This is a genomic window from Candidatus Acetothermia bacterium (assembly GCA_024653305.1).
Taxonomy (GTDB): domain Bacteria; phylum Bipolaricaulota; class Bipolaricaulia; order Bipolaricaulales; family Bipolaricaulaceae; genus JACIWI01.
Genome location: JANLFW010000004.1, coordinates 33254 through 58186, shown reverse-complemented (window position 1 = coordinate 58186; position 24933 = coordinate 33254). Strand labels below are relative to the sequence as shown.

At 68.9% G+C, this 24933-nt stretch carries 25 protein-coding genes; 18 read left to right on the top strand and 7 right to left on the bottom strand.

The window, feature by feature from the left end; translation table 11 throughout:
• Positions 1 to 6: 6 nt before the first annotated feature.
• Positions 7 to 1017: an AmmeMemoRadiSam system radical SAM enzyme gene (gene amrS / locus NUV94_02575; protein MCR4391673.1), complete on the bottom strand. Its 1011-nt coding sequence runs from the start codon at positions 1015 to 1017 to the stop codon at positions 7 to 9.
• Between the two features lie 488 nt (positions 1018 to 1505).
• On the opposite strand from amrS, the gene NUV94_02570 reads away from it, so the two are divergent.
• From NUV94_02570 to NUV94_02540, 7 genes are all read left to right on the top strand, one after another.
• Positions 1506 to 2417: a hypothetical protein gene (locus tag NUV94_02570; protein MCR4391672.1), complete on the top strand. Its 912-nt coding sequence runs from the start codon at positions 1506 to 1508 to the stop codon at positions 2415 to 2417.
• Positions 2418 to 2429: 12 nt separating this feature from the next.
• Positions 2430 to 2744, top strand: a complete 315-nt coding sequence (locus NUV94_02565) for a hypothetical protein (GenBank protein ID MCR4391671.1) — start codon at positions 2430 to 2432, stop codon at positions 2742 to 2744.
• Positions 2745 to 2875: 131 nt separating this feature from the next.
• Positions 2876 to 3532, top strand: a complete 657-nt coding sequence (locus NUV94_02560) for a YggS family pyridoxal phosphate-dependent enzyme (GenBank protein MCR4391670.1) — start codon at positions 2876 to 2878, stop codon at positions 3530 to 3532.
• Between the two features lie 73 nt (positions 3533 to 3605).
• Positions 3606 to 4412 (top strand): metal ABC transporter substrate-binding protein, encoded by an 807-nt coding sequence (locus NUV94_02555; GenBank protein ID MCR4391669.1) that lies wholly within the window; start codon positions 3606 to 3608, stop codon positions 4410 to 4412.
• On the top strand, positions 4409 to 4846 hold the full coding sequence (locus NUV94_02550; GenBank protein ID MCR4391668.1) for a formylmethanofuran dehydrogenase subunit E family protein: 438 nt from the start codon (positions 4409 to 4411) through the stop codon (positions 4844 to 4846). Before NUV94_02555 ends, NUV94_02550 begins: the two co-directional genes overlap by 4 nt.
• Positions 4822 to 5553, top strand: coding sequence for a metal ABC transporter ATP-binding protein (locus NUV94_02545; GenBank protein ID MCR4391667.1), 732 nt, complete (start codon positions 4822 to 4824; stop codon positions 5551 to 5553). Before NUV94_02550 ends, NUV94_02545 begins: the two co-directional genes overlap by 25 nt.
• A complete protein-coding gene (locus tag NUV94_02540) occupies positions 5541 to 6356 on the top strand; it encodes a metal ABC transporter permease (protein MCR4391666.1) in 816 nt (271 codons plus the stop codon). The genes NUV94_02545 and NUV94_02540 overlap by 13 nt, the downstream gene beginning before the upstream one ends.
• On the opposite strand, the gene feoB is transcribed toward NUV94_02540, so the two are convergent.
• Together feoB and NUV94_02530 are read right to left on the bottom strand one after the other, a co-directional pair.
• Positions 6353 to 8239, bottom strand: a complete 1887-nt coding sequence (gene feoB, locus NUV94_02535; protein MCR4391665.1) for a ferrous iron transport protein B — start codon at positions 8237 to 8239, stop codon at positions 6353 to 6355. The genes NUV94_02540 and feoB overlap by 4 nt on opposite strands.
• On the bottom strand, positions 8236 to 8484 hold the full coding sequence (locus NUV94_02530) for a ferrous iron transport protein A (protein ID MCR4391664.1): 249 nt from the start codon (positions 8482 to 8484) through the stop codon (positions 8236 to 8238). The genes feoB and NUV94_02530 overlap by 4 nt, the downstream gene beginning before the upstream one ends.
• A gap of 133 nt (positions 8485 to 8617) precedes the next feature.
• Here NUV94_02530 and NUV94_02525 point away from each other — a divergent pair, with 133 nt between their 5' ends.
• Positions 8618 to 9259, top strand: a complete 642-nt coding sequence (locus NUV94_02525) for an N-acetylmuramoyl-L-alanine amidase (GenBank protein MCR4391663.1) — start codon at positions 8618 to 8620, stop codon at positions 9257 to 9259.
• Positions 9260 to 9301: 42 nt separating this feature from the next.
• On the opposite strand, the gene prfB is transcribed toward NUV94_02525, so the two are convergent.
• Positions 9302 to 10381: a peptide chain release factor 2 gene (gene prfB, locus NUV94_02520; protein MCR4391662.1), complete on the bottom strand. Its 1080-nt coding sequence runs from the start codon at positions 10379 to 10381 to the stop codon at positions 9302 to 9304.
• 49 nt (positions 10382 to 10430) lie between these two features.
• Here prfB and rsmI point away from each other — a divergent pair, with 49 nt between their 5' ends.
• The 4 genes from rsmI (at position 10431) to NUV94_02500 (ending at position 14080) form a co-directional block, all read left to right on the top strand.
• Positions 10431 to 11288, top strand: coding sequence for a 16S rRNA (cytidine(1402)-2'-O)-methyltransferase (rsmI, locus tag NUV94_02515; GenBank protein MCR4391661.1), 858 nt, complete (start codon positions 10431 to 10433; stop codon positions 11286 to 11288).
• 23 nt (positions 11289 to 11311) lie between these two features.
• Positions 11312 to 12184, top strand: a complete 873-nt coding sequence (locus NUV94_02510; protein ID MCR4391660.1) for a GNAT family N-acetyltransferase — start codon at positions 11312 to 11314, stop codon at positions 12182 to 12184.
• Entirely contained in the window at positions 12181 to 13290 is a 1110-nt protein-coding gene (locus NUV94_02505) for a C45 family peptidase (GenBank protein ID MCR4391659.1), read from the top strand. Before NUV94_02510 ends, NUV94_02505 begins: the two co-directional genes overlap by 4 nt.
• A 133-nt stretch (positions 13291 to 13423) precedes the next feature.
• Positions 13424 to 14080 carry a hemolysin III family protein gene (locus NUV94_02500; GenBank protein ID MCR4391658.1) on the top strand — a complete coding sequence of 219 codons (657 nt, stop codon included), beginning with the start codon at positions 13424 to 13426 and terminating at the stop codon, positions 14078 to 14080.
• Between the two features lie 56 nt (positions 14081 to 14136).
• Here the strand turns inward: NUV94_02500 and NUV94_02495 are convergent, their stop codons facing one another.
• The 3 genes from NUV94_02495 to NUV94_02485 all read right to left on the bottom strand — a co-directional run bounded on the left by NUV94_02495 (position 14137) and on the right by NUV94_02485 (position 17713).
• Entirely contained in the window at positions 14137 to 14916 is a 780-nt protein-coding gene (locus tag NUV94_02495; protein MCR4391657.1) for a Mut7-C ubiquitin/RNAse domain-containing protein, read from the bottom strand.
• On the bottom strand, positions 14846 to 16165 hold the full coding sequence (locus tag NUV94_02490) for an MFS transporter (GenBank protein ID MCR4391656.1): 1320 nt from the start codon (positions 16163 to 16165) through the stop codon (positions 14846 to 14848). Before NUV94_02490 ends, NUV94_02495 begins: the two co-directional genes overlap by 71 nt.
• Before the next feature lie 600 nt (positions 16166 to 16765).
• Complete coding sequence (locus NUV94_02485; protein MCR4391655.1) at positions 16766 to 17713, bottom strand: branched-chain amino acid transaminase; 948 nt, start codon at positions 17711 to 17713, stop codon at positions 16766 to 16768.
• Positions 17714 to 18189: 476 nt separating this feature from the next.
• On the opposite strand from NUV94_02485, the gene dnaX reads away from it, so the two are divergent.
• The 6 genes from dnaX to NUV94_02455 all read left to right on the top strand — a co-directional run bounded on the left by dnaX (position 18190) and on the right by NUV94_02455 (position 24930).
• Positions 18190 to 19650 carry a DNA polymerase III subunit gamma/tau gene (gene dnaX, locus NUV94_02480; GenBank protein MCR4391654.1) on the top strand — a complete coding sequence of 487 codons (1461 nt, stop codon included), beginning with the start codon at positions 18190 to 18192 and terminating at the stop codon, positions 19648 to 19650.
• Complete coding sequence (locus NUV94_02475; GenBank protein ID MCR4391653.1) at positions 19637 to 19954, top strand: YbaB/EbfC family nucleoid-associated protein; 318 nt, start codon at positions 19637 to 19639, stop codon at positions 19952 to 19954. Before dnaX ends, NUV94_02475 begins: the two co-directional genes overlap by 14 nt.
• Entirely contained in the window at positions 19951 to 20535 is a 585-nt protein-coding gene (gene recR, locus NUV94_02470; GenBank protein ID MCR4391652.1) for a recombination mediator RecR, read from the top strand. Before NUV94_02475 ends, recR begins: the two co-directional genes overlap by 4 nt.
• A 37-nt stretch (positions 20536 to 20572) precedes the next feature.
• Positions 20573 to 21565, top strand: coding sequence for a hypothetical protein (locus NUV94_02465; GenBank protein MCR4391651.1), 993 nt, complete (start codon positions 20573 to 20575; stop codon positions 21563 to 21565).
• A gap of 99 nt (positions 21566 to 21664) precedes the next feature.
• A complete protein-coding gene (locus tag NUV94_02460) occupies positions 21665 to 22813 on the top strand; it encodes an ROK family transcriptional regulator (protein ID MCR4391650.1) in 1149 nt (382 codons plus the stop codon).
• Complete coding sequence (locus tag NUV94_02455) at positions 22810 to 24930, top strand: hypothetical protein (protein ID MCR4391649.1); 2121 nt, start codon at positions 22810 to 22812, stop codon at positions 24928 to 24930. The genes NUV94_02460 and NUV94_02455 overlap by 4 nt, the downstream gene beginning before the upstream one ends.
• The last annotated feature ends 3 nt before the right edge of the window (positions 24931 to 24933 follow it).

Sequence of the window (24933 nt, the reverse complement as noted above, 5' to 3'; positions counted from 1 at the left end):
TGGGGGCTAGACCCACACCCCGGGGATGGCCTCACCGCAGCTCGGACAACGCCCGTCGGAAACGGCGTTCTCCAACACCTGGAACCCGTACCGGCGGATGAGGACGCGGCCACAGGACGGGCACTGCGTGTCCTCCCCCTCCCCGGGCACGTTCCCCAGGTACACGTAGTGCAGGCCCACCTCTCGGCCGAGGTCCCGCGCCCGGCGGAGGGTAGGCACCGGCGTGAGTGGTCGGTCGTGGACGTGGTAGGCCGGCACGAACCGGGATACGTGCCACGGGATGTCCGGGGAGATCCCGAAGAGGAACTCCGCGATCCAGCGCAGCTCCTGCTCAGAATCGTTCCAACCGGGGATGACCAGGGTCGTCACTTCGACCCAGATCCCCTGGGCCACCATCTGGGCAATGGTGTCCAACACCGGCTGGAGGGTCGCCCCGCAGTGGCGGCGGTAGAACTCGCCCGAGAAGCTCTTCAGGTCCACGTTGATCCCGGAGAGGTAGGGGGCGATCGTCTCCGCCGCCTCCCGGGTGAGGTACCCGTTGGACACGAACACGTTGCGGATGCCATTCGCCGCCGCCAGACGTGCGGTCTCGTGGCACATCTCGAAGAACACCGTGGGCTCGGTGTAGGTGTAGGCGATGACCCGGGCCCCGGCGGCCTTGGCCGCCCGCACCACCTCCTCCGGGGCCACCGGCTCCCCGAGGATCCGGCCCCCGTGCTCCCGGGGGTATTGGGAGATGTGGTGGTTCTGGCAGAAGTCGCAGCGGAAGTTGCACCCCACCGCGGCGATGGACAGGGCCGGCGCCCCGGGGAGGAAGTGGAACAGGGGCTTCTTCTCGATGGGATCGAGGTCCTGCGAGACAAGACACCCGTACACCAGGGTATGGAGCGTTCCGCCCCGGTTCTCCCGAACCGCACAGATCCCCCGCCCTCCGTCAGGGATCAGGCACCGGTGAGCGCAGAGCTTGCACCGCACCCGTCCTTCCCCGGCCGGCTCCCACAACATGGCCTCGTGCATTGCAGGTCTATGGTAAGCAACCCAACCCGACGCGCCAATGGGGGGACATTGGTCCCGGACCCGATGGGGTTGCAGTTTTTCCGTGCTCTCATGGTCAGAATGGCCGCGATTACTTCCTGAGAGATGATCGAGTTGACGGGTGGGCTCCGGGCTTCCCATACTCCGACCAAGTTCCAAGGAAAGGAGATGGTCTTGGGACAGGGACCGAGTTCCTTCATCCCCCTGCGAGGAAGGGGAGGCACAATGCGCAAAGGGACAATTCCTTTTGATATCGGCGTTTTCCGGTGCCGTGGTGGGCCAAGGGGTGAGCGGGACCTGGTCGGGCACAGTGGATCTCCTTCCCAGCTTGGGCCTGGCCTCCACCGCACTTGAGCTGAGCGGGACGGTGGCGGGCTGGCGGGTGGGGGGAAGGGGGAGTGGTTCGGGTCCGACGGCTGGGTGTGGCAGAGCCTGGATGTGGCGGGCATGCTGGCCTCGGCTACGGTGGAGTGGACCCTCCTCTTTGGGCCCCGGCCTTCCTGTACTCCTTGGGCCAGGTAACCCTCCCCATCGCCGGCACGGACTTCAGTTTCTATTCGGCGATGGTGGGCCCTACCATCCCCGGGTACTTCGGGGGGCCGGCGGGTGGGATGGTGGTCGCGGCGGAACGCGACCTCGGCGGGTTTACGGTGGGGGCCGTGGTGGGGATCGGGGCCCGCCTCCAGGACTGCGTGATCTCCTGTCTGGGCGCCTACGAGAAGACCTTCCCCGTGGACCCGTTCCCGGGTGGGTTCCAGTTCACCTACGCCGAGCTCACGGCGGAGGAAGTTCCGTTCTGGTGCGGGGTGACCCTCGACCTGGGGTTTGCGTTCACCAAGGAGGAAGGGTTCGACTACCTCGAGGTGGTGGCGCGTGGCTTTCCCATCTGCTGCGGGATCAGCTTCGACGCCTCCGCCAAGTTCACCACCATCGGCAAGACGGTGGCGGTTGAGCCCAAGTGGGAGGGCGTTGGGGAGGCGTGCTTCCAGGTGTACGGGGACGCGGTGTTCACGGACCACACCTGGCGGGGCCTGGAGATCTACGGGTTCAAGGCCCGCTGTGAGCTTGGGGGGTGCGGCTACGCCGAGTTCCTGACCGCATTCAACGTGGCCAAGGTCGAGGAGATCTTGGATGAGGACGTGCGTGAGGACGGCGAGTTCGAGTACCTGAAGCTTGGGTTCTGTGGTCCGGGCTGCTGCGGTGGTCGGTACTCCCTGGATGTTGGCCTGTACTTCAAGCCCGCGGGCACCCTGTTCGGGCTGTCCCGGTTTGTGGCCGAGGCGGCGGTCCCCGTCCTGCAGAACCTCACGGTGACCACTTCATTCACCGCTGAGGTGGGTGGGGACATGGGCCTCAGCGTGGGCTGGGTGCTCACGTTCTAGGGAGGTGGGCCAATGACGCGTTGGAACACGGCGATCTTGGGCGGGGTGATCCTCGGGATCCTGACCCTCTCCGGGCGTCTCTTCATCCCCGCCGTGCCCACCGGGGTGATCGAAGGGTACGTGGTGGACGCCGGGGCCGGCTCGCCCGTGGTCGGAGCCCACGCGACGGTCACCGTGGTCCAGAACGGGGTCACCGAGGTGTACGGGCCGTACACGGTGCCCGCGGGCGGCTTCTGCCCGTCTTGGGGGTGGCCCGACTGGTGGGAGAACACACCCGATCCCATCTTCGGCCTGTTCACCGGCCCGGGTGGTCCGGTCGTGTACTGATCTTTTGGGAACAGGGGGCCGGGACGAGTCCCGGCCCCTTTTCTTTTCCCCTCACCCTGACCCCGACGAAGGGAGGAGCACCCGGAGGGCGGAGGGGAACAGGGGGGGCTACAATCGCCGGCGATCGCCCGATGGACGTAGCGCGGAGGTGTGAGGAGATCCTGCGGCGGGTCCCCCCTGGGGTGACGGTGGTGGCGGCCGCGAAGGGGCGGAGCGCTGCGGAGGTGCGGGAGGCGATCCGGGCTGGGATCGCCCACATCGGGGAGAACTACGTCCAGGCGGCGGAAGGAAAGCGCCGGGCCATCCCCGAGCCGGCCACGTGGCACATGATCGGCCCCCTTCAGCGCAACAAGGCCCGCCGGGCCCTGGACACCTTCGACTGGATCCAGACCGTGGACTCCCTTCCTCTTGCGGAGAAGCTGGAGGGGGTTCTCGCCCCGCGGGGAGCCACCCTTCCCGTGCTCGTGCAGGTGAACGTGGGCTGCGAGCCCCAGAAGGCAGGGGTCCTGCCCGAGGCGGTGCCCGAGTTCGTGCAGGCCCTGGTCCGTCTCCCCCACCTGCGGGTGTGCGGGCTCATGGCCGTCCCCCCTGCCCCCGAGCGGCCCGAGGACTCCCGTCCCCACTTCCGGGCCATGCGCCGGCTGTTCGAGGCCCTCCGGGCCGAGGGGATCCCTGGGGTGCGGATGGAGGTCCTGTCCATGGGGATGTCCCAGGACTGGGAGATCGCCGTCGAAGAGGGGGCGACCATGGTCCGCCTGGGGACGGCACTCTTTGGCCCGCGCCCTTGACCCCCGCGCCGTCCATAGTACCATTGGTGGCACGAAATTCAAATTCGTGCTACAAGGAGGAACCATGCGACCTATGCGCCTTGCGATTCTCTCGGTCTTAGCCCTCGCCGTTCCCCTCTTCGGCCAACCCCTTGCCGTGGTGGCCACGTCCGTGGTTTTCGGGGACCTGGTCCAGGCCGTGGGCGGTGAGGAGGTCACGGTGACCACCCTCATCCCCGCCGGGTTCTGTCCGGCCCACTACGACCTCAGGCCCAGCGACCTCCTGGCCGTGGCCAGGGCGGAGCTCGTCCTCTACCACGGCATCGAGCCTTGGCTGGAGCGGCTCCTTGGGAACGTGAACCCCGGGGCCAAGGTCCTCGGGCTTAAGGGGGCCTGGAACACTCCCGAACTCCTTGCCGAGAAGGTCCGGGCCGTGGCCCAAACCCTCACCGAGCTCCGCCCCGAGCGAGCCGAGTACTTCGCGGAGCGGCTGGAGAGGTTCCTCTCCGATCTCTCGGCGGTGGCCGCCGCAATCCTCGGCCGGGCCCAGGAGCTCGGTTTAGCCGAGGTCCCGGCGATCGTGATGCAGTGGCAGGCCGACTTCGCTCAGTGGCTTGGGCTCACGGTGGTGGCCACCTACCCCCCTGAGGAAAGGTTGACCTTGCGGGACCTTTCTGAGCTTGCGGCCGCAGGGCGGAAGGCCGGGGTTTTGCTCGTGATCGACAACCTGCAGTCCGGGACTTCTTTTGGGGCCCGCCTCGCTTACGTTCTCGGGGCGGTGCACGTGGTCCTCACCAACTTCCCCGGGGCCATTCCCGGGGCGGGGGATCTCGTATCCATGCTGGAGGTCAACGCCCAAGCCGTGTTCGCCGCGGTGCAAACGGTGCGGGAGCGGCCATGAAGTGGCTTGCCCTCGATCCCACCGTCGACCCCCGCGAGCTCTGGGAACTCGGGGCCAGGCTTCACGGCCACCGGGGCCCGTTCTTGGCCGTGGGGATCCGGATGGGGCTTTTGGCCCTCCGGCTCCTCCGCTCTTCGGGGTTCACCGGGATCCGGGCGGAGGCCGAAACGGGGGGTAAGCCCCCGGTTTCCTGCCTTGTGGACGGCCTACAGATCGCGACCGGCTGCACCGCTGGGAAGGGGAACCTCGCGGTGCGGGAAGGGGGACGTCCGGCGGCCCGGTTCGTGAGCGGGGACCACGCGGTTCGCATCGCCCTGCGGGACGAGGTGGCGCGGGCCCTCCTCGATGGGGGGGCCACCGAGGACCAGGTGGAGTGGATCCTTTCTGCCCCTGTGGAGGAGCTGTTCACGTGGGAGAGCCCGCCCTTGAGCTGAGGGACGTTGCGGCGGCCTACGCCGGGGCGGACCGGCCCGCCATCATCGGTGTCTCCTTGACCCTGGGGCAGGGGGAACTCGGCGTGGTGGTGGGCCCGAACGGGGCGGGCAAGACCACGTTGCTCGAGGTGATCCTGGGCCTCCTCCCCTATCAGGCCGGATCGGTGCGCGTGTTCGGGGCCGAGGTAAGGGCCGCCGGCCCGGCCCTGCGGCGCCGCGTCGCCTACCTCCCCCAGGACCTGGTCTTCCCCCCGGACACCCCTTACCTCACCCGGGACGTGGTCATGATGGGCCGGTTCGGCCGCCTCCGCCCCTGGCAGCGCCTGCCGCGCCGGGACCAGGAGCGCGCCCGCGAGGCCTTGACCGCATTCGGCCTCGCGGACAAGGCAGGCTGGCCCATCGGCCACCTCTCCGGGGGGCAGCAGCGCAAGGCCCTCCTCGCCCGGGCGTTCGCGAAGGAGGCAGCTCTGTTGCTTCTGGACGAGCCGTTTTCCTCATTGGACCCCGCGGCCCGGGCCGACCTCGCCCAGGCCATCCTCGCCCTCCGGGGGGAGGGGATGACCGTGCTCGCCGTCCTGCACGAGGACGTCCTCCTCTCCGAGGCCGATCGGGCCTTCCTCATGCGAGAGGGGAAGCTTTCCGAGCTTTCTTCCCTCCCTTTCTGCCTGGAGGAGCTTTGGGAGCGGCCCCTGCCATGTGGGGCTTGATCCTCCCAAGTCTTGTGGGGAGCGTCCTCGCGGGTGGGCTGTCCGGGCTCCTCGGGGTATGCGCCCTGAGGCTTCAGCTTTCGTCGGTGGGGTTCGCCATGGCCCACGCCGCGTTCGCCGGGGCCGCCCTGGCCCTCCTCGTTCCCGTGCCCCCGGTGGTGCTGTCCCTCCTCTTCGCCCTGGCGGTGGCGGCCCTGCTCGGGCCGGCGGCAGAGTACACCCGGCTTCCGGCGGAGGTGGTGTTGGGGGTGGCCTTCCCCCTCACCATGGCCTTGGGGTTCGTGTTCCTGGCCCTGGCCCCCGGCGAGGCCATGGCCTCCCCGGCCCTGTCCCTCCTTTGGGGGAGCCTCCTTGGGGTGGGCTGGCGCGACGTGGCCCTCCTCGCCGGGGTCCTGGGGGGGAGCGCCCTCTTCATCGGTCTCTTTCGCCGGGAGGTCCTCTCCGTGCTCCTCGAGCGGAGGCTGGCCGAGGAGGCGGGAGTTCCGGCCCGCCCGTACCTGTGGCTGATCCTGTTTTTGATTGCCGCGGCGGTGGCGGTGTCCCTGAAGCTCGTGGGGGGAATGTTGGTCTACTCCCTCCTCATGCTCCCGGCCTCGGCGGCCAGCCAGCTCGTGTGGGACATGAAAAAGCTCCTCGTCCTCTCTCCCATCCTTGGGGCCCTGTTCGCCCTCGGGGGTCTTGGGGTGTCGCTGGCCCTGGACCTCCCGGCGGGGGCGTCCATCGCCCTGGTGGCGGCGACCGGGTTCGCCCTGGCCACGGTCTTCTCCCCCAAACGCCGCCGTCCCAACCCCACCCCGAACTAGGCCAGGGACGCCAAGCCCCGAAGGAGAAGCCCCACGAGGAGCGCGACCCCGGTGGTGCCGAGGAAGACAAGGCCGGTGCGCCGGGGCCCCAGTTCCCGCCCCAGGGCGGCCAAGGTGGCCACACACGGCATGTAGAACAGAACGAACACAGTGAAGATCACCATCTGCCCTGGAGCAAGGACGGCGGAGAGGTCGGCCGTGCCAAAGGCTTGGGTGAGCATCACGAGGGAGAGCTCTTTACGGAGGAGGCCGAACACGAGGGGCACCCCTGCCTCCGGGGGCAGGCCCAGCGGCCACGTGAGGAACCGTACACCGGCGTTCAGGCCCCCTGCCCATCCCAGGGCCTCGGCCAGGGCGAACACGGCGCTCGTCCCAACGAGGAGGGGCCAGGCCACGGCCACAAAATCCCGCAGCCGCAGCCACACCTTGCCCAAGGTGGTGCGGCCCCCCGGCCGCCGATAGGGGGGGATTTCCAGGATCAACCCAGGCCCCATCCCCGGTAGGAACCGCCGGAGCAGTGTGCCCGAAACGGCGATCACCGCGGCGTTTAGGAGGTACAACCCCAACGCCACAAGCGGGCCCATGAACCGGCCCACGAGCCCAAACACCACGATGGCCCGACCGGCGCAGGGCACCATCACCGCGAGCGCCGCGGTGACCAGACGGTCCCGATCGTCCTCGAGGATCCGGGTGGCCAGGACCGCCGGTACCGAGCAGCCGTAGCCGAGGAGGAACGGGATCACGCTTTTGCCGTGCAGGCCCATGCGGTGCATGAGCCCGTCCAGGAGGAACGCGGCCCGGGGCAGGTACCCCACGTCCTCGAGGAGGGCGAGGAGGAGAAGGAACGGCACGAGGTAGGGGAGCACGAGGGCGAGCCCGGCCCACAGCCCTTCCATCGCCCCCACCGCCACCTGCCCCCATGCCCCCGGCCCCACCGCCCCGGCCAACGCCTCGGTCAGCCCGGAAAGGGGTTCCCGGAGGAGCCTCTCCAGGGTGCTCCCCACCTGAAACACGATCCAGAACAGGGCGAACAGGACCAACCCCAGGATGGGGTAGCCCAGGTAGCGGTGCATGAGGACCGAGTCGGCCTGGTCCCGCCAGTCCAGGTGGGCGTGGGTCACCTGGGCCACGGCCTCGAAGGTGCGCACCGCTTGGGCGTGGCGTTCGTCGGCGAGCACGAGGGCGGGGTCCTCGCCCCGGGTTCGGGCCAGGGCCTCCCGCACCGCGTGGACTTGGGCCGTGGCCGCGGGGGGGACGTCTGGGAGTGGGGCTCCAGCCAGGGCCTGGATCGCCATGTACCTCGGGGGAAGGCCGGTATGGACGGAGGCCAAGGCGTTCTCCACTGTGGTCAACGCTTGCTCCACGTCGGCCGAATAGCGGGGTGGGTTGGCGGGACGGGCGTTGGGCAGGGCGGCGAGGAGGGCGGGGAGGCCTACCCCCCGGGTGGCCACCGTGGCCACCACCGGTACCCCAAGGAGCTGGGCCAGCTTCTCCTGGTCGACGGCGACGCCTTTGCGCCGTGCCTCGTCCATCATGTTGAGGCACAGCACCATTGGGATCGCCAGTTCGGCGAGCTCCAGGGTAAGCTCAAGGGACCGGGAGAGGAGGGACGCGTCGATCGCGTGGACTACGGCGTCCACTTCGCCGGAGGTGAGGAAGGCCCGGGTCACTTCCTCGGCCCGGTCGCCGGAGGACAGGGAGTAGGTGCCGGGGAGGTCCACGACCTCCACTGGTTGGCCGGCCATGTGGGACCCTCCCCGCAGGATTTCCACGGTGGTGCCGGGGAAGTTGGAGGCCACGGCGCGCCAGCCCACGAGGGCGTTGAACAGGGTGGATTTTCCGGAGTTGGGCTGGCCGACGAGGGCGATGCGACGGACGTTCACGGCAGAGGCTGGACGAAGATCCGGCGGGCGATGCCGCGGCCGAGGGCGACCCGGCATCCGTCCACCTCCAAGAGCACCGGCCCCCGCCAGGGGCCCTGGGCCACCGTGCGCACCACTGCCCCGGGGCGGATGCCCAAGCTGCGCAAGCGCAGGGCGAGGCCCCGGCCGCCGCCGATGGCCACCACCCGCCCCGGCTGGCCGGGGGGGAGGGCGTCCAGCGATCGCCAGCAAAAATCGATACTCATTTTCAAACTGAAACTCTACCCCGGCTCACCCTCCCCGTCAAGAGCACCCTTTCCACCCCCGTCCCCACACGGGTACGCCGGAGAGCGGACACCCCGCCTGGCAGGCTCGCCATGGCCCCCGTAGCATCGGGCCATGCCGCGGCTGCACGTGCTGGTCCTGGTGGTGATCCTGTTCCTCCTCACCCTCGGCCTCACCGGAAGCCTCCGCCAACCCCTCACCCGACCGGGCGCGGTCGTGGTGGTGGTGGACGCCGGACACGGTGATCACGACTCGGGCGCGGTCGTGGCCGGGGTGAAAGAAAAGGACGTGAACCTGGCCATTGCCCTGCACCTCTTTGCCCTCGCCCGGTGGGAGCCGCGGCTGGAGGTGGTCCTGACCCGGGCCTCCGATCGGTACGTCGAGCTGAAAGACCGGGTCGGCCTGGCCGACCAGGTGGGGGCGGCCCTGTACCTGTCCATCCACGCCAACGCGTCCGCGGACAAGGGGATCTGCGGGGTGGAGACGTGGGTGGACAGCACCCGCCGGCCCGACGACCCGAGCTTTCGCTTGGCGGCCGAGGTCCAGCAGGCGCTGGTACGCGCCACCGGGGCCACCGACCGCGGCGTGCGATCCCAGCCCCTGTACCTCAGCCGCACCAAGCTCCCGGCGGTGCTGGTGGAGGTGGGCTACCTCACCTGCCCCGAGGAACGCGATCGGCTTACCTCGTCCCTGTACCAGGGAAAGGTCGCCCGCGGCATCTTGCAGGGCATCCTCGCCTTCCTCGGCGGACCTTGACCGGTGACCCGTCACGCGTGAGGGCGATGCGTGACGAGAGTGCTAGCCCTTACCGCTCTCCAGCCACGCCCAGATGAACGGCCATAGCTCCCCGTCCAGCACGCTCTCGACGTTCCCCACCTCGACCTCGGTGCGGTGGTCCTTGACGAGCTGGTAGGGCTGGAGCACGTAGGACCGGATCTGGTGTCCCCACTCGATGTCGGCCAGTTCCCCCCTCAGTTCCTCGAGCTTCTTCGCCTGCTCCTTCTCCAGGAGGGCCCGCAGGCGCGCCCGCAGGATGCGGAGGGCGGTCAGCTTATTCTGGTGCTGGGAACGTTCGTTTTGGCAGGACACGACGATCCCCGTGGGGAGGTGGGTGATCCGGACCGCGGTCTCGTTCTTCTGCATGTGCTGGCCGCCGGGGCCGCCGGCCCGGAACGAATCGATTTTGATGTCCTCCTCGGCGATGTCCACGTCCTCCTCGGGGACCACCGGGGTCACGGTGACCGAGGCGAACGAGGTATGACGGCGACGGGCGGCATCGAACGGGGAGATGCGCACAAGGCGGTGGATTCCGGTCTCCCCCCGGAGGAGGCCGTACGCGTACCGCCCCCGCACCTCCAGGGTCGCCGACTTGAGCCCGGCCTCCTCACCAGGGGTTTCGTCCACCAGCCGTACTTGGAACCCATTGCGTTCGCAAAATCGGGTGTACATCCGGAGGAGCAACTGCGTCCAGTCTTGGGCGTCGGTCCCCCCGGCCCCGGCGTTGAGGGCGAGGAAGCAGTCGTTGCGGTCGTACGGGCCGCTGAGGAGGAACTGGAGCCGGGCCCGCTCCACCGCCTCGGCGAGAGCGGTGAGGCGCCCCTCCGCCTCGGCCTTGGCCGCCTCGTCCCCTTCCTCTTCCGCCAGCTGCCACAGGACCTCGGCCTCCTCGAGCTCGGCCACGAGCGCCCTGAACTCCTGCAGCCGCTCCTTGGCCGCCTCCAGCTCCTGGACCTTGCCCTGGGCGGCCGCCCGGTCTTCCCAGAACCCGGGGCGGGCCATGTCCGCCTCGATCACCGCCACCCGCTTTCGCAACGCGTCCAGGTTCAGCCGCCGTTCCAGGCGCTCCAATTGCTCCTTGAGGTCGCGCAGCCGCTCCATGAGAAGGAACTTAGCCCGGTTCGGGAAAGACCGCAAGCTATAATCTGCCGTGGCCGGTATCCTGTACATCTGTTCCACCCCCATCGGGAACTTGGAAGACGTGACCCTGCGGGTGCTGCGGATCCTCCGCGAGGTGGACGTGATCGTGGGGGAGGACTCCCGCCGCACGCGGAGGCTCCTCGCCCACTACGGCATCCACACCCCGTTCGCCCCGAGCCTCTACCAGGGGGTGGAGGCGGAGCGGGTGGAAGGGGTGCTCCGCCTCCTCCGGGAAGGGAAGGATGTAGCCCTCGTTTCGGATGCGGGGACCCCCCTCATTTCCGACCCTGGGTATCCCTTAGTACGGGCATGTGTTCGGGAAGGGATTCCCGTGGTGCCCATCCCCGGTCCCACCGCGGCGGTGGCCGCCCTGGTGGCCTCAGGCCTTCCCCCCGACCGGTTCTTGTTCCTCGGGCACCTTCCCCGCCCGATCGGGCCCCGCCGGCGGGTACTGGAAGGCCTTCGGGACCTGGACTGCACCGCGGTTGCCTACGACTCCCCACACCGGATCGTGGCCACCTTGGGCATCCTGGCCGAGCTGTACCCTGACCGGCCGGTGGTGGTGGCCCGGGAGCTCACCAAGCTTCACGAGGAGTTCGTGCGCGGGACGGCTCAGGAGGTCCACGCGGCCCTGATGGCCCGCGGGGAGGTGAAGGGGGAGGTGGTGGTCCTCATCGGTTCCGCTCGGCCAACCCCACCCTCCACCCCGGAGGCCGTCCGCGACCTCTACCACGGGCTCCTTGCCCAAGGCCTCACCCCGAAGGAGGCGCGGGCCGAGACGGCCCGGCGGTTGGGAGTTCCCCGGCGCACCGTATACCGGGGCATCCACGGCCCCCCTCCGGTGGAGGGGGACGAAGCCCTTGGCTAAGATGGCGACCGCTAGAGGCCGTTATGTGCGCTCTCCATATCCGGGAATTTGCGGGAACCGCGTACGTGCTCCGGCGGTACGTGGCGGAGGTGGCCGGCCGGATCGTGGGCCACGGGGTCTACCACCACATGCCCCACCGCTTCCATCCCGGGCGGTTTTGGATGTGGGTCGAGGTCCACCCTGCCCACCAACGGCAGGGGATCGGTACCCTCCTCTATGACCGGATCCTCGCCGACCTTCTGGGGCTCGGGGCCGTGCTCATCAACACCTCGGCCCGGGAGACGATGCCCGGGAGCATCGCCTTCCTCGAGAACCGCGGGTTCCGCGAGGCGATGCGAAGCTGGGAGTCCCGCCTTGACGTACAAAGCTTTGACTTCGCCCCGTTTCAGGGGTACACCAAGCGCATGGATCGGGAGGGCATCACCATCACCACCCTGGCCGAGGAGAAGGAGCGGGACCCGAAGTGGCTGGAGAAGGCGTACGATCTCCACACCACGGCGATGGCCGACGTCCCCGCGCACACGCCGTACACGCCCCCACCCATGGACGAGTTCGTACGCAACCTCATCGAGCACCCCAACACCCTGCTCGACGGGTACTTCGTGGCCAAGGACGGGGACCGCTACATCGGGGAGAGCTTCCTCAGCCGGAACAAGGAGGAGCCGGAGCACCTGTATCAGGGCCTGACCGGGGTGCGGCGGGAGTACCGCGGCCGGGGGGTGGCGGTGGCCCTCAAGCTCAAGACCATCGAGTACGCGCGGGACCACGGCTACAGGCTGATCAAGACGTGGAATGCCACCACCAACGAGCGGATGCTGGCGATCAACGTTCGGCTTGGGTTCGTGCGCCAGCCGGCGTGGATCGAGTTCGAGAAGAGCCTCGCAGGCACGGGATGAGGGCCGTTCCCGTCCTCGACCTGGCCGGCGAACCGTACGAGGTGGGTTATGAGCACGGTCGCCGGGCCAAGGCCCTGATCGAGCACAACCTAGACCTGTACTTCCGCCGGTTTCGGGACGAACTGGGGCTGTCGCGGGACGAGGTCCTGCGGCGGGCGCGGGTCCACCTCGAACGCATCCGGACGGGGTTCTCCGGCTACGCGGCGATGGTTGGCGGTTTGGCCGCCGGGTCTGGCCTGCCCCTCCTCCCCCTGATGGCGCTCAACGCCCGGTACGAGCTCTTCTACGGGGAGTTCGTGCGCCAGGGGCTGGGCGGGAGCGCGTGCACCGCGTTCGCTGCCCTGCCCGAGCACGTCCAGGAGGGACACCTGATCCTGGGGGAGAACTGGGACTGGTTCCCCGGGGTGGCCGAGCTGTGGCTGCGGATCCGAGGGGAGGACCTCGCAGTCCTGTGCTTCACCGAGGCCGGGATCGCCGGGGGCAAGATCGGGCTCAACTCGGCCGGGGTGGGCCTATGCGTGACCGGCCTCGTGTCCCACCTCGACCGCTGGGAACGGGAGGGTGTCCCGTTCCACGTGCGGTGCTGGCAGGTCTTGAACGCCCGCACCTTGGACGAGGCAGTGGCAACGGTGGAGTCAGACGGATCTCCTGGATCGGCCAACTTCCTCCTCGGGCAGGCCGGACGTCCCGGCCAGGGGGCGGCGGTGGACCTGGAGCGCGCCCCGACCGGGGCCCTGCGGTGGGAGCCGCAGCAAGGCTTCCTCGTCCACGCCAACCATTTTCTGGCCCCAGAGCGTCTGGGGCTCGTCCAGCCGCTCGCTGAGGAGCGGCACTCCACCTACCTCCGCCAGGCGCGGCTCACCGAACTCCTCGGCCACGCCGCCGCCCAAGGACCGATTGCTGCGGAGGCCCTGCAGGACTTCCTCCGCGATCACCTGGGCTTCCCCGACTCCGTATGCCGCCATCCGAGCCCGGCCTTCCCGGATCACGCCCAGTACCACACGGTCCTGTCGGTGATCATCGACCTCCACGCCCGCCGCCTGTGGCACACCGCCGGGCCTCCCTGCCGATCGGGCTACAGCGAGGTCGCGCTTGCGGAACCCTGAAATCCGTCCGAGCGCGCCGGGACACGGGCGTTGGACTCCGGTCAAAACGCGTCGCGCAAGGGGGAAACGGCCATGGACCGTGTCATTCCAGTAAAATAGTGACTCCAGGGAGCTTGAAAACGTTGATGCTGCCATGAGAAGCCCGGAGTTACCCGAGTACACGGAGGGCGAGGAGATCGCGAACGCGGTCACCCACGCGGTGGGGACGGGCCTCAGCCTCGCCGGCCTCGCCGCCCTCGTGAGCCTGGCCGCCCTGCGCGGGGGCGACCCCTGGCGCCTCGCGAGCCTCAGCATCTACGGGACGACCCTCGTCCTCACCCACCTCGCGTCCACGCTGTACCACGGCTTCCGCGACCGCAGGGTGAAGGCGTTCTTCCGCGTGGTGGATCACGCCGCGATCTACCTTCTCATCGCCGGTACGTACACGCCGTTCCTGGTGATCAGCCTGCGCGGGCCGTGGGGTTGGACGCTCCTTGGGGTGGTGTGGGCGATGGCCATCGCCGGTGTCGTGTTCAAGTCGGTCTTTCTCGGGCGGCTGCGCAAGCTCTCGGTGGTCACGTACGTGGTGATGGGCTGGCTGGTGGTCGTGGCTTCTGATCAGGTGCTCGCCCACATTCCATTGGGGGCGCTCGCGCTCCTGCTTGCCGGCGGCGTCGTATACACGTTGGGGATCGTGTTCTATGCTTGGAAACGTGTCCCGTTCAACCACGCGATCTGGCACCTCATGGTGCTCGCTGGCTGCATGTGCCACTACTTCGCGATCTTCCTCTATCTTTTGCCCACCCGCTGACCAGACCTCGCCGTGATCGAGCCCTGGTGGGGCCCCGGCGCGGGTGATCGAGACGATCAGCCTCCATCCGCCCGATCCGACGCTTCCCCGAGGATCTGGGCGATGTGCGCCTCCAGTTTGGGGTAGTGCGAGCCTTCCCAGTAGAGCTTGCCGCAGCCTGAACAAAGCAGGTACTCGTCCCGCCACGCCGCGACCCGGGGCGGAATCCGCGGCAGGACCTCGGCCTTGGCCACCGGCTTGAGAAGGCCGTTGCAGGCCATGCACCGCTGGAACGGCTGTACCTGCCCGGCGAGGTCGAACCGCCGCACCACCTCCCGGGCTTGCTGCACGGGCTGGGTGGAGCGAATCCAGTACCCATGGGTCACAGCATTGTGCTTCAGGAGCTCACGATCGCGGGTCAGCAGAATCCGCCCCTCCCGCGCGGCGATGGCCACGATCACGTCGTCTTGGTAGTGGTTCGTGTGAAGGGTGTCGAACCCGAGGAGCCGCAGCAGGCGGGCGAGCTTGCCGAGGTGGACGTCGACGACGAACGTGGGCCGTCGGAGCGGCCTCCCTCGCAGCCGGGAGAGGCCGGAGACGTCCAGGCTCTCGAACATCGGGTACACGGCCACCCGATCGCCCGGGCTTAACCGGTGCGAGAATCCCACCGACTCCCCGCCCACCAAAATCAGGTCGACCTCCACGTGGGGCACACCCAGGGCCTCGATGGCGTCCTTCACCGCCGGGGCACCGGGGAAGCTGTAGGGAATGGTGCGCTGCCGCTGCTCAGCTGGCAGGAAGTCGTTCAACTCCGCATAGAATCGGAAGTACGCCGTGCTCAGGCCCTGCTCGGACACGCCGCCACCTCCCTCCGGCCCCTTGGGATCTCGCAAGCTCGGTTTGGATGGGGTCGCCGCCAGGCGACGCCGAGCCACCCCCCGCGTCGCCCGGGTTCTTGCGCAGCCAGCGCCGCATCCAGGCGATGACCAGCACCGTGCCAATCATGCCCACGCCGCTTCCGAACGGGAACGCGGCGGCTAGCCCAAGGCCGTCCACCACCGCTCCACTCACGACGGGCCCGAACATCTGCCCGAACGCGAACGCGCTCCCCTGGAGCCCGGCCAGGGTTCCCATCCCGTAGGTGCGCCCGAGCGCGGTGCGGATCGCCACCAGCGACGCCCGGCCCAGAGCCGAGAATGCCCCCATCGCGAACGCGAGAAGCACCACCCCCCACGTCGAGCCGACGAACGGGATCGCCACCAGGGCCAATGGCGCACAACCGCTTCCGACCACGATCTGGCGCATGCGCGGATAGCGGTCGGCCAAGAACCCGAACGGGATCTCCAGGAGCCCCTCGGTGAACATGTACACCGATAGGACCAAACCGATGCTCGCCTCGTCCGCGCTGAGCGCCGCCACCGCGTACAAGGGGTAGAACGTGTTGAACGCCTGGCGCCAGAACCCGCGCGTGGCCGCGTAGGTCATCATCGCCTTCACCGCGTCGTGGGCGATCACCTGACGGATCGGGGCCATCCGAGAGGGGCGCGAGACCGCGGGCAGCCGACGGTCGGCGGGCACGGTGAACACCACGAGCAGGAGCGAGACCATGCTCAGCGCCGCCATCGCGTAGAACGCGCTCTCGTACGACCACGCCGCCCCGATCCCGCCGCCGAGAACGGGCCCGATCGCCATCCCCATGAACTGCGACGAGTAGAACAGGTTCGTGTACTGCCCTTCCTTCCCGCGTGGGGTGAGGTCGCCCACGTAGGCCTGGGCAAGCGGCGTGACCATCACCGACGCGATCCCCTGGAGGAACCGGAACAGCCCGAGCTGCCAGAGGTTCCCTGCCAGGGTGTACAGGATCGAGACCGCGGTGTAGGACGCCAGTCCGGCGACGATCAGGGACTTCCGGCCCACGCGGTCGGAGGCACGGCCAAGGATCGGGCCGAACAGGGTCCGCGACGCCGAGAACGCGGCGAACACGAGGCCGATGGCGAGGCCGCTTGCCGAGAACGTCCTCGCGTAAAGGGGCAAGATCGGGGAGATGATCCCAAGCCCGATCTGCGCCGTCGCCGTGGCGAAGAAGAGGCTGACGAAGATGCGCACCAACGGTTCCCTTTCCGATGTTGAAGCCAACCAAGGATAACTCTTCCAGACCCGTCCTTCCGCACGCCGCGGGGAAGCACGCCCTGTGGGGCCGGCACCCGATGTTCGCGACCTCGACCAGCCGGGTTACGGGATCCTCAAGATGGCCTTGGTCCGTTCCACCTGGTCTGGGGTGACGATCTGGTTCTTCTCCACGGTGCCGCAGCAGGAGAGTTGATCCCGTTGGTGGACAGGCGGTCGAGGAGGGTGGCGAGTTGGCCCGGCTGGTGGGGAGGCTCATCACGAGCGCCTCTCGTTCCTCGAACTCGATCCCCAGCCCCTTGAGGACCTTGCGGGTCTTGTCCGGGTTGTCGGTCACGATGGCGATGACCCCCTCGTCGAGGACGGTCACACCCGCGATCCCCTCCAGGTTTACGTGCTCCGCGCCGAGCGCCGCCGTCACCTCCACCAGCGGCCTGAGGTTGTTCCCGAGGATGAACGAGAACTCCCTCACTCCGATCACCTCCGTGGGCATCCTACCGTGCTCGGAAGGCGGGAAGAAATTCCGGGGGACGACAACGGCTGGGCGTTGCCGGGGACGGACGCGGGATCTAGCCGCCGTCAGCGGCCCGTGTCCACGGCGGCCTTCGTCCGGTACACCGGGGTGCACCACCGGCGGTACCGTGGTTCTTGGCCGTGCACGGCGGCGTCGTACAGGGCGCGCACGTGGGTAGAGATAGGACCCAGAGCGCCGCTCCCGACCTTGCGGTGGTCCACCTCGATCACGGGCACCACGCCTACGGCGGTGCCGCATAGGAATGCCTCCTCGGCCACATACAGCTCCGACCGATCGATCGGGCGCTCCGTGACCTCGACCCCGGCGTCGCGGGCGAGCTCGATCACCGTGGCCCGGGTGATCCCCTCCAGGATGTCATCGGTCACCGGGGGCGTGATCAAGACGCCGTCGCGCACCAAGAACAAGTTGGCCGCACTGGCCTCGGACACATGCCCATCCTGGCACAGCATGATCGCGTCGTCGAACCCGTTCAGGAACGCCTCGGTCTTCGCGAGCGCCGAGTTGACGTAGGCGCCGGTGATCTTGTTCCGGGCCGGGGTCGCGTTATCGCCCACCCGTCGCCACGAGGAGACCATCACCCGTGCCCCGTTCGGCTTGCCGATGTAGTCCCCGAAAGGCATGGCGAAGATCGCGCACTCGCTGGCCAGGTCGTGCAGCCGAACCCCGATCGCCTCGCTCGCCTTGTACGCGAGCGGACGGATGTAAGCATCGGTCCTGAATCCTTCGCGGCGGAGCAGATCTAGGGTGACCTCGCACAGCTGATCGACGGTGTAGGGGAGCTCGATGAACAGAAGGCGGCAGTTGCGGACAAACCGGGCGAAGTGCTCCCGGAGGCGGAAGATGTAAAGCTCCTCATCTTCTTCGTTCCAGTAGGCGCGGATTCCCTCGAACACCCCGGTGCCGTAGTGGAGGGCCGAGGCCATGACGCTGACCTTGGCCTCCTCGATGGGGATGATCTCCCCCTTGAAGAACGCGTACCGGTTGTTCTTCATCGCCTTCATGCCAATCCTCCTTGTGTGAGCGAGCCCATGGCGGTCTCGCTCTGCCCTTTGCTTGGCTTCAGCATGCGGTCACCTCCACTTGCGCGTCGGCGGCGATCCTCTCTGGCGCCAAGACCCGGCGGGCACCGGGAAGGAGGTTGATCCCAAGCCCCAATACGGCGAGAAGGGTGCGGATGGACACACTCGGGGTAGGGCGGAAGCGGGCCCTTCGGATCGACCGGACGCATCATGCTGTTCCCATTGGACCGATCTAGGAATAGTATAGCCCACCTCCGTTCGCGGCGAGGGCGACGCCGCCCAGGCCCGTGCCGGTGAGCTTTCGCCCTAGACTAATCCACCGACAAGTTGTCGGTGGGAGATGAGCTGCACCCGAGTGGAGCTGGGGGATAGCTACCTCATCCCCGGTGGGATCGAGCACCGGTACGAGAAGGTGGCAGGAGCACGAGAGCATCGGTATCCTTGTCCTGATGGTCGATCAGGGCACGAACCTCTCTTTGTACCGGCGGTGGCGCCCGCAGCGGTTCGCCGAGGTCGTGGGGCAGGAGCTCGTGGCGGGCACCCTGCGCCGGGCGGTGGCCCAGGGGAAGCCCGGCCACGCCTACCTGTTCGCCGGCCAGCGCGGGGTGGGTAAGACCTCGGTGGCCCGCATCTTCGCCCGCGCTGTCAACTGCCTCGCCTCCGAAGGCGGTGAGCCCTGCAACCGCTGCGAGTCCTGCCGACGTATCCTCGCTGGGCGGTCGTTGGATGTGGTGGAGATCGACGGCGCATCCAACCGGGGCGTGGACCAGATCCGCCAGCTCCGCGAGGAGGTGGCGTACGTCCCGGCCGGGGCCCGGTACAAGGTGTTCATCATCGACGAGGTGCACATGCTCACTGGGGAGGCGTTCAACGCCCTCCTCAAGACCCTTGAGGAGCCTCCGCCTCACGTGCTCTTCATCTTCGCCACCACCGAGCCGCACAAGGTGCCCTCGACCGTGCTCTCCCGGTGCCAGGCGTTCGAGTTCCTCCCGATTTCGGAGGACCAGATCGCCGCCCATCTCCGCAAGATCGCAGCCGCGGAGGGGATCGCCCTGGCCCCCGGGGCGGCCGAGCTCATCGCCCGGCGGAGCGGAGGGGCCATGCGGGATGCAATCGTGCTCATGGAACAGCTCGGCCAGGGTGGGGAAGTGACCGAGGCGGCGGTGGTCGAGCTCCTCGGTCTCCCCCCGCTTTCGCAGGTAGACGGGTTCCTGGCTGCACTGGCTGGGCAGGACCCCGACCGGGCGCTCGAGATCGTGAACGACCTCGCCGAACGGGGGCGGGACCTCGTCCTGTTCCTGGAGGAGGCGGCGGCGCGGGCCCGGGACCGGATCATCGCCGGGGAGGCCCAGTTCATCCCGGTCGCCTGCCGCCTGATCGAGCTGCGGGCCGAGCTCCCCCGGGCGTTCTCCCGGCGCCTCCACCTGGAGGTGGCGGTCCTCGAGCTGTGCGGCCCCCCACGGGCCGCGGCCCAAGCCACGGCCGCGCATTCGGATCCGGGGACGTCTGGATCCGCGGGAGCGCCAGCGGAAACGCACCCGGACTCAGGGGCCACGCCCCAGGCCATGGACCCGGTGGGAAAGGCGTGGCAGGAGATGCTCGCCGAGATCCTCAAGGAGAGGGTGGCCGTGGCCGCGTTCCTCGCCCCGGCCACGGCGACCCTGGTGGACGGCCTGCTCACCATCCGCCTCCCCGCGGACTGCGGGTACCACTACGAGTCCCTGCTCGACCCGGAGGTGCGGGCGTACGTGGAGGGCACCGCGCACCGGTTCTTCAGCCCCCTCCTTGCCGTGCACATCGCCTGGGAGGGGGGAGGGGGCGCGAAGCCATCGCTCGAGGAAGGGGCCAGGTTGCTGGCCCAGGCGCTCGAGGGGACGATTCTCCGGGAGGAGGACCATGGGACTAGGTGATCTGCGCAATCTGATGAAGCAGGCCCAGCGGATCCAGACCGAGATGCAAGAGCGGCAACGGAAACTGGGCGAGGCCCGGGTCGAGGCCACCTCCGGCGGGGGGATGGTGCGGGCGGTGGTGACCGGCCATGGGGAACTGGTGGAGCTCGCGATCTCCCCGGAGGTGGCGACCCCCTCCGAGGTGGACATGCTCGCCGACCTGGTGGTAGCGGCCGTGCGGGAGGCCCAAGCCAAGGCCAAGGACATCGCGCAGAAGGCGATGGCCGACCTGGCCGGGCTGCTGCCTCCAGGGTTCACCCCATGATCCCCCCGCTCGCGGAGCTGCTCGCCGCCCTGACCCGGCTTCCCGGGATCGGCCGTCGGTCTGCAGAAAGGATCGCGTTCTTCCTCGTAGCCAAGCCCGAGGAGGCCAAGCGCCTGAGCGAAGCCTTGACCGGGCTTCCTCGGATCGGGCGTTGCCCGCGCTGCGGGAGCTTCTCCACGGAGGGCCTGTGTCCCATCTGTCGGGATCCCGGGCGTGACCCGACCACGATCTGCGTCGTGGCCCGGCCGTGGGAGGTGGAGCACCTCGAGCGCACCGGGGAGTACCGGGGCCTGTACCACGTGCTGGGGGGCCTCATCTCCCCGAGCAGCCACGTCGGGCCCGAGGACCTCAACGTGGCCCAGCTCGCGGAGCGAGTCAAGAACGAGGGGACGCGGGAGGTGATCCTGGCCTTGGAGCCAAAGCTAGAAGGGGACCTCACCGCCATGCACATCCTGCGTCTGCTCAAGCCGCTCGGGGTCCAGGTGTCCCAGATCGCCCACGGGGTTCCGGTGGGCCGGGACCTGGAATCGGCGGACGAGCTCACGCTGGGCCGCGCCCTCAAGGGCCGCACCACCCTGTGACTTCGGTTCACCCGAGGCCGGTTCGGCGGAGGTGCCGATGACTTGGGTGCTGTTCTTCGCTACCGCTGGTGCAATCATCTACGCCGGGAGTCGGCTCGCGTTCTACGGAGACGCGCTGGCGGAGAAGACCGGGCTCGGACGCACCTGGATCGGGCTCGTGCTGGTGGCGGCCACGACCTCGCTCCCCGAGCTCATCACCGGCCTCTCCGCCTCGGCGGTGTTCGTCGTCCCCGACATCGCCGTGGGGAACGTGCTCGGGGCGTGCATGCTCAACCTCGTGATGGTGGCGGTGCTGGACGCGGTCGGCGGACGGATTCCCTGGGTGGCCCGCGTCCATCACGGACATGTCCTCCCCGCCGGGTTCGGGCTCCTTCTCCTCGGCCTGGTAGGCGCGGGCCTCGGCGCTGGAAGATCCCTGCCCAGCCTGGGCTGGATCAGCCCGATCACCCCCCTCCTCTTCGGGGGGTACCTCCTTGCCCTGCGCCTCGCGTTCCTCCACGAGCGGGGACGCGAATTCCCGGGCGCGCGAGAGCCGGAGTACGCGCGTGTCCCCCTCCGGAAAGCCCTCGTCCGCTACGGGACCGCTGCCGCGGTGGTCATCGCCGCCGCCATGTTCCTGCCCCGGTTGGGAGAGGAGCTGGCCCGGGAGACCGGGCTTGGTCAAGCCCTGGTGGGGACGCTCCTCATCGCCTGGTCCACCACCTTGCCCGAGTTGGTGGTGGTCGTGTCCGCGGCCCGCCTGGGGGCGGCCGACCTGGCGCTGGGGAACCTCCTCGGGAGCGTGCTCTTCAACCTGACGATCCTGGCCGTGGATGACCTGGTCTACACGGGCGGCCCTCTCCTCGCCGCCGTGCACCAAAACCACCTGGTGACGGTGGCGGCGATCGTGCTGATGTACGCTCTCCTCCTGGTTGGGTTGAGCTACCAACCCAGGAGGAAGGGCCTCATCCTCCTCTCCTGGGACACCGGGGCGATCGTCCTCGTGTACCTGGGGGCGATGGGGCTCTCGTACCTCCTGCGCGGGGCCTGACCCCGGGGGGCCTCCGGTCTTGGAAAACGATTCCAGACGTGAAACCCCTTGACGCCATCCCCAGAGGTTGGTATACTTCCTTTTTGCCAGGAAGTAAGTATGCGGCGCAAGGGCGCGTTGGGACTGTTGCGGGATCACAACCGGGGCATGGTGGTCGACCTGTTGCGCACGGGGGGCCCGATGTCCCGCACCGAGCTTGCCCACCTCACCGGCCTCGCCCCGTCGGCCATCACCCGGTTCGCCCGTGACCTCCTCGCCGAGGGCATCGCCCGCGAGGTCGGCAAAACCCGGTCCAACGGAGGACGGCGGGCTGTGCTCCTCGCCTTCAACCCCACCTATGCCCATGTCATCGGGGTCAAGGTGGAACGGGAACGCGTCCTCGCCGCCCGGGTGGACTTGGCCGGGCGCATCGCCCGCCGCTGGGAAGCCCCTCTGCCCACTCCGCCCATGCCCGATGAGGTGTTTTCCCTCGTGAGGAACGCGTTCCAGCGGTTGGCCCGCGGCCGGATCCTCGGGGTTGGGGTGGCCATCTCCGGGTTCGTCGACGCCCACGGGGTGGACCTGTACTCACCCATCCTCGGTTGGCACAACGTGGCGGTGGGGGAGCCCTTGGCGGACCGCCTCGGCCTCCCGGTGCGTGTGGAAAACGACGTGAATGCCCTGGCCCTGGCGGAGTGCTGGTACGGGGCGGGGCGCCGATTCCGGAACTTCGTGTGCATCACGGTGGGAGAGGGGATCGGGGCCGGGGTCGTGATCGGCGGAGAGCTATACCGGGGCGCCTTCGGCGGGGCTGGGGAGGTGGGCCACATGACCATTGACCCCGCCGGCCCCCGTTGTCGGTGTGGGGAGCAGGGGTGCCTTGAGGTCTTTGCCTCGGACTGGTTCCTGGCCGCTGAGGCCGAGCGTTTGGGTCACCCAGGGATCCCGAGCTTGGTCGCTTCCGCCCGAAGCGGCGACGCCTCGGCTCGTGAGGCTTTCGTCCGAATGGGGAGGTACCTTGGGATCGGGGCAAAGAACGTGGTGAACCTCCTCAACCCGGAGGCGATCGTCCTCGGCGGGGAGCGCATGACCGACGCCGACCTGTTCCTCCCTGCGCTGGAGGAAGAGGTGCGTCACCACGCGTTCCCGGAAACGGCGCGGGAGCTGGCCATTGTGCCGGCGGAGCTCGGGCCGGACGGGTTCCTCATCGGGGCGGCGACGCTGGTCACCGCCGAGGCCTTCCGGTCGCCCATGGAGAGGACGGGATGAACGAGCTTGTGGTGCGGATCGAGGACGACGGACGGCTGACCTTGGTCGGCGCCGGCCGGCCATGGGCGGTGGGATTGGGGGTTCGGCTCCCCGCGGCCGGGGAGTGGCGAGAAGGGGACATGACCTCGGGCCCGTGGGAGACGGCCGACGGCCACGATCGGTGGGGGCGGTATCGCCTGTGGCGCCGGACGTACGGCGTGGGTGGCGAGCCCCTCCTCACCTTTTCCGTGCGTGGTTATCCGGGTGCGGTCTTGGTTCAAGCGGAGCTCCGGCGGGACCTCGCCGGACTCTCCACGGTCGACTCGTTCGATGAGCCGACGTTCCTCGCCCCCACGTTCGCCTTCCCCGACGACCTCCGGTTCTTCCTCGCCACGTTCGGCTTGGGCGGGGCGGGGGACCGCTACCCAGGCGGGTACTGGCCCACCGCCTGCCTCGGCCGCGGGCCGGGGGAGCTCCCCAAGGAGGCGTTCGCGCCACTGGTTGTTTTTTCCGATGAAGGGGCGGTGGCCATCGCCCCGGCCGATCACTTCCTCGTGAGCCCCCTCGTGCGCCTCCCCGGCGGGGCCGCCCGGGGCCTCTCCGGGGCGGTGGACCGGCTCCCGGCCGGGTTCACCCTGAGCACGTGGTTCGTGGCCGGGGAGGACCCCATCTCCGCGCTGCGAAACCTTGGGGACCGGTTGCTCCTCCTGAGCGGGAAGGCCCGGCCCGCCCCCCTCGAGCACCCCCTCCTCTCCACCTTGGGCTACTGGAACGCCTACGGGTCCTACTACACCGAGCTCCTTCACCCCATGGACGGGGCCCTCCTCGAGGCGCTCGCCGCCTCGTTCTGCCGAGAGGGGATTCCGGTTCGGTACTTCGGCCTCGACCTTTGGTACCCGTACCGGACGATCGGCCGGGCGCAGTGCTTCCGCCCCGATCCGCGCAAGTACCCGCAGGGCCTGGCCGAGATCGCCGCCCGCACCGGCCTTCCCTACGTGTTGCACCTGTCCGCGCTGGCCGAAGACAACGCGTACGGCGTGGACGGCGAGGGGCCCGACGTGTACCGGGCCATCGCCCGGGAGGTCAAGGGCGAAGGGGGCATCGCGGCGTGGCACGATTGGCTGAGGACCTGTCAGTATCTGGACCAGGCGTTGCGGGCCGATCCCGGGGCGGCGAGGCGGTGGTTTTCCGGCATGGCCCGTGCGTTCCGCGAGCAGGGGTTGCCGGTGCTCCTGTGCATGCAGACGATGGGCATGGCGCTCGCGTCCACCCAGGAACCCAACGTCGTCGCCGCCCGCACCCACACCGACTGGCTGTTCGCCCAGCGGCCGGCGCTCGAGGTCGCGGCCCGGGTCGGCCATCCCGAGTTCCTGGATGCGTGGACGCCGGCCCGCGTCCTGCGCCGGCAGAACCTGCTCATGGGGGCGGTGCTGTGGACGCTGGGCCTCGCGCCGTTCCACGACCTGTTCCTCACCCGGCCCCACCCTGGGTTCGGTGGTGACGGCCCGGTGGAGGACGCGATCCTGCGGGCCCTATCCTGCGGCCCGGTGGGGTTCGGGGACCAGCTGGGGTTGGCCGATCGGGATCTCCTCCGTCGGCTCGTCCTCGCCGATGGCACCCTCGCTCAGCCCGATCGTCCGCCGTTCCCGGTGATCGACACCCTCGGCTCCGACGTAGAGGCCTTCTGGACGGAGCGGGACCTCGGCCCGGCCCGTTGGGCCTACGTGATCGCGATCAACACGGCAGAGGAGGAGCTCCCGTTTCGGTTGGATCCGCCGGTGCCCGGGGAGTTCCTGATTTGGGACGGCTTGAGCGGCGGGGCGGTGGGGGCGATGGAGGGACGGCTCCGCCCGGGAGGGGTGGCCTACTTCGTGCTCGCTCCCGAACGGGAGGGCATCGCTCCGGTGGGGTTGACCGATCTCCTCGTCCCGATGCCCAGGAAGGCGGTGACGGAGGCGGACTGGAATGGTGGCTGGCGCCTCCGCCTCTCCCACCCGGTGGGGCCGGTGGCGATCGTCGCCAAGGGGTCGGTCTCCGTGGACGCCGAGGATGGGATGAAGGTAACCCTTGACCGTCGCGGGGATGTCTGGCTATGCCGTGCGGCGGGAGAAGGATGGCTCTCCGTACGCGGGAGGTGAACA

Excerpts from the sequence above, each read along its gene's own strand:
- amrS (MCR4391673.1), bottom strand. The coding sequence starts at position 1,017 with ATGCACGAGGCCATGTTGTGGGAGCCGGCCGGGGAAGGACGGGTGCGG.
- NUV94_02565 (MCR4391671.1), top strand. The coding sequence starts at position 2,430 with ATGACGCGTTGGAACACGGCGATCTTGGGCGGGGTGATCCTCGGGATC.
- NUV94_02560 (MCR4391670.1), top strand. The coding sequence starts at position 2,876 with ATGGACGTAGCGCGGAGGTGTGAGGAGATCCTGCGGCGGGTCCCCCCT.
- NUV94_02555 (MCR4391669.1), top strand. The coding sequence starts at position 3,606 with ATGCGCCTTGCGATTCTCTCGGTCTTAGCCCTCGCCGTTCCCCTCTTC.
- NUV94_02550 (MCR4391668.1), top strand. The coding sequence starts at position 4,409 with ATGAAGTGGCTTGCCCTCGATCCCACCGTCGACCCCCGCGAGCTCTGG.
- NUV94_02540 (MCR4391666.1), top strand. The coding sequence starts at position 5,541 with ATGTGGGGCTTGATCCTCCCAAGTCTTGTGGGGAGCGTCCTCGCGGGT.
- NUV94_02530 (MCR4391664.1), bottom strand. The coding sequence starts at position 8,484 with ATGAGTATCGATTTTTGCTGGCGATCGCTGGACGCCCTCCCCCCCGGC.
- NUV94_02525 (MCR4391663.1), top strand. The coding sequence starts at position 8,618 with ATGCCGCGGCTGCACGTGCTGGTCCTGGTGGTGATCCTGTTCCTCCTC.
- prfB (MCR4391662.1), bottom strand. The coding sequence starts at position 10,381 with ATGGAGCGGCTGCGCGACCTCAAGGAGCAATTGGAGCGCCTGGAACGG.
- NUV94_02510 (MCR4391660.1), top strand. The coding sequence starts at position 11,312 with ATGTGCGCTCTCCATATCCGGGAATTTGCGGGAACCGCGTACGTGCTC.
- NUV94_02505 (MCR4391659.1), top strand. The coding sequence starts at position 12,181 with ATGAGGGCCGTTCCCGTCCTCGACCTGGCCGGCGAACCGTACGAGGTG.
- NUV94_02500 (MCR4391658.1), top strand. The coding sequence starts at position 13,424 with ATGAGAAGCCCGGAGTTACCCGAGTACACGGAGGGCGAGGAGATCGCG.
- NUV94_02485 (MCR4391655.1), bottom strand. The coding sequence starts at position 17,713 with ATGAAGAACAACCGGTACGCGTTCTTCAAGGGGGAGATCATCCCCATC.
- dnaX (MCR4391654.1), top strand. The coding sequence starts at position 18,190 with ATGGTCGATCAGGGCACGAACCTCTCTTTGTACCGGCGGTGGCGCCCG.
- NUV94_02475 (MCR4391653.1), top strand. The coding sequence starts at position 19,637 with ATGGGACTAGGTGATCTGCGCAATCTGATGAAGCAGGCCCAGCGGATC.
- recR (MCR4391652.1), top strand. The coding sequence starts at position 19,951 with ATGATCCCCCCGCTCGCGGAGCTGCTCGCCGCCCTGACCCGGCTTCCC.
- NUV94_02465 (MCR4391651.1), top strand. The coding sequence starts at position 20,573 with ATGACTTGGGTGCTGTTCTTCGCTACCGCTGGTGCAATCATCTACGCC.
- NUV94_02460 (MCR4391650.1), top strand. The coding sequence starts at position 21,665 with ATGCGGCGCAAGGGCGCGTTGGGACTGTTGCGGGATCACAACCGGGGC.
- NUV94_02455 (MCR4391649.1), top strand. The coding sequence starts at position 22,810 with ATGAACGAGCTTGTGGTGCGGATCGAGGACGACGGACGGCTGACCTTG.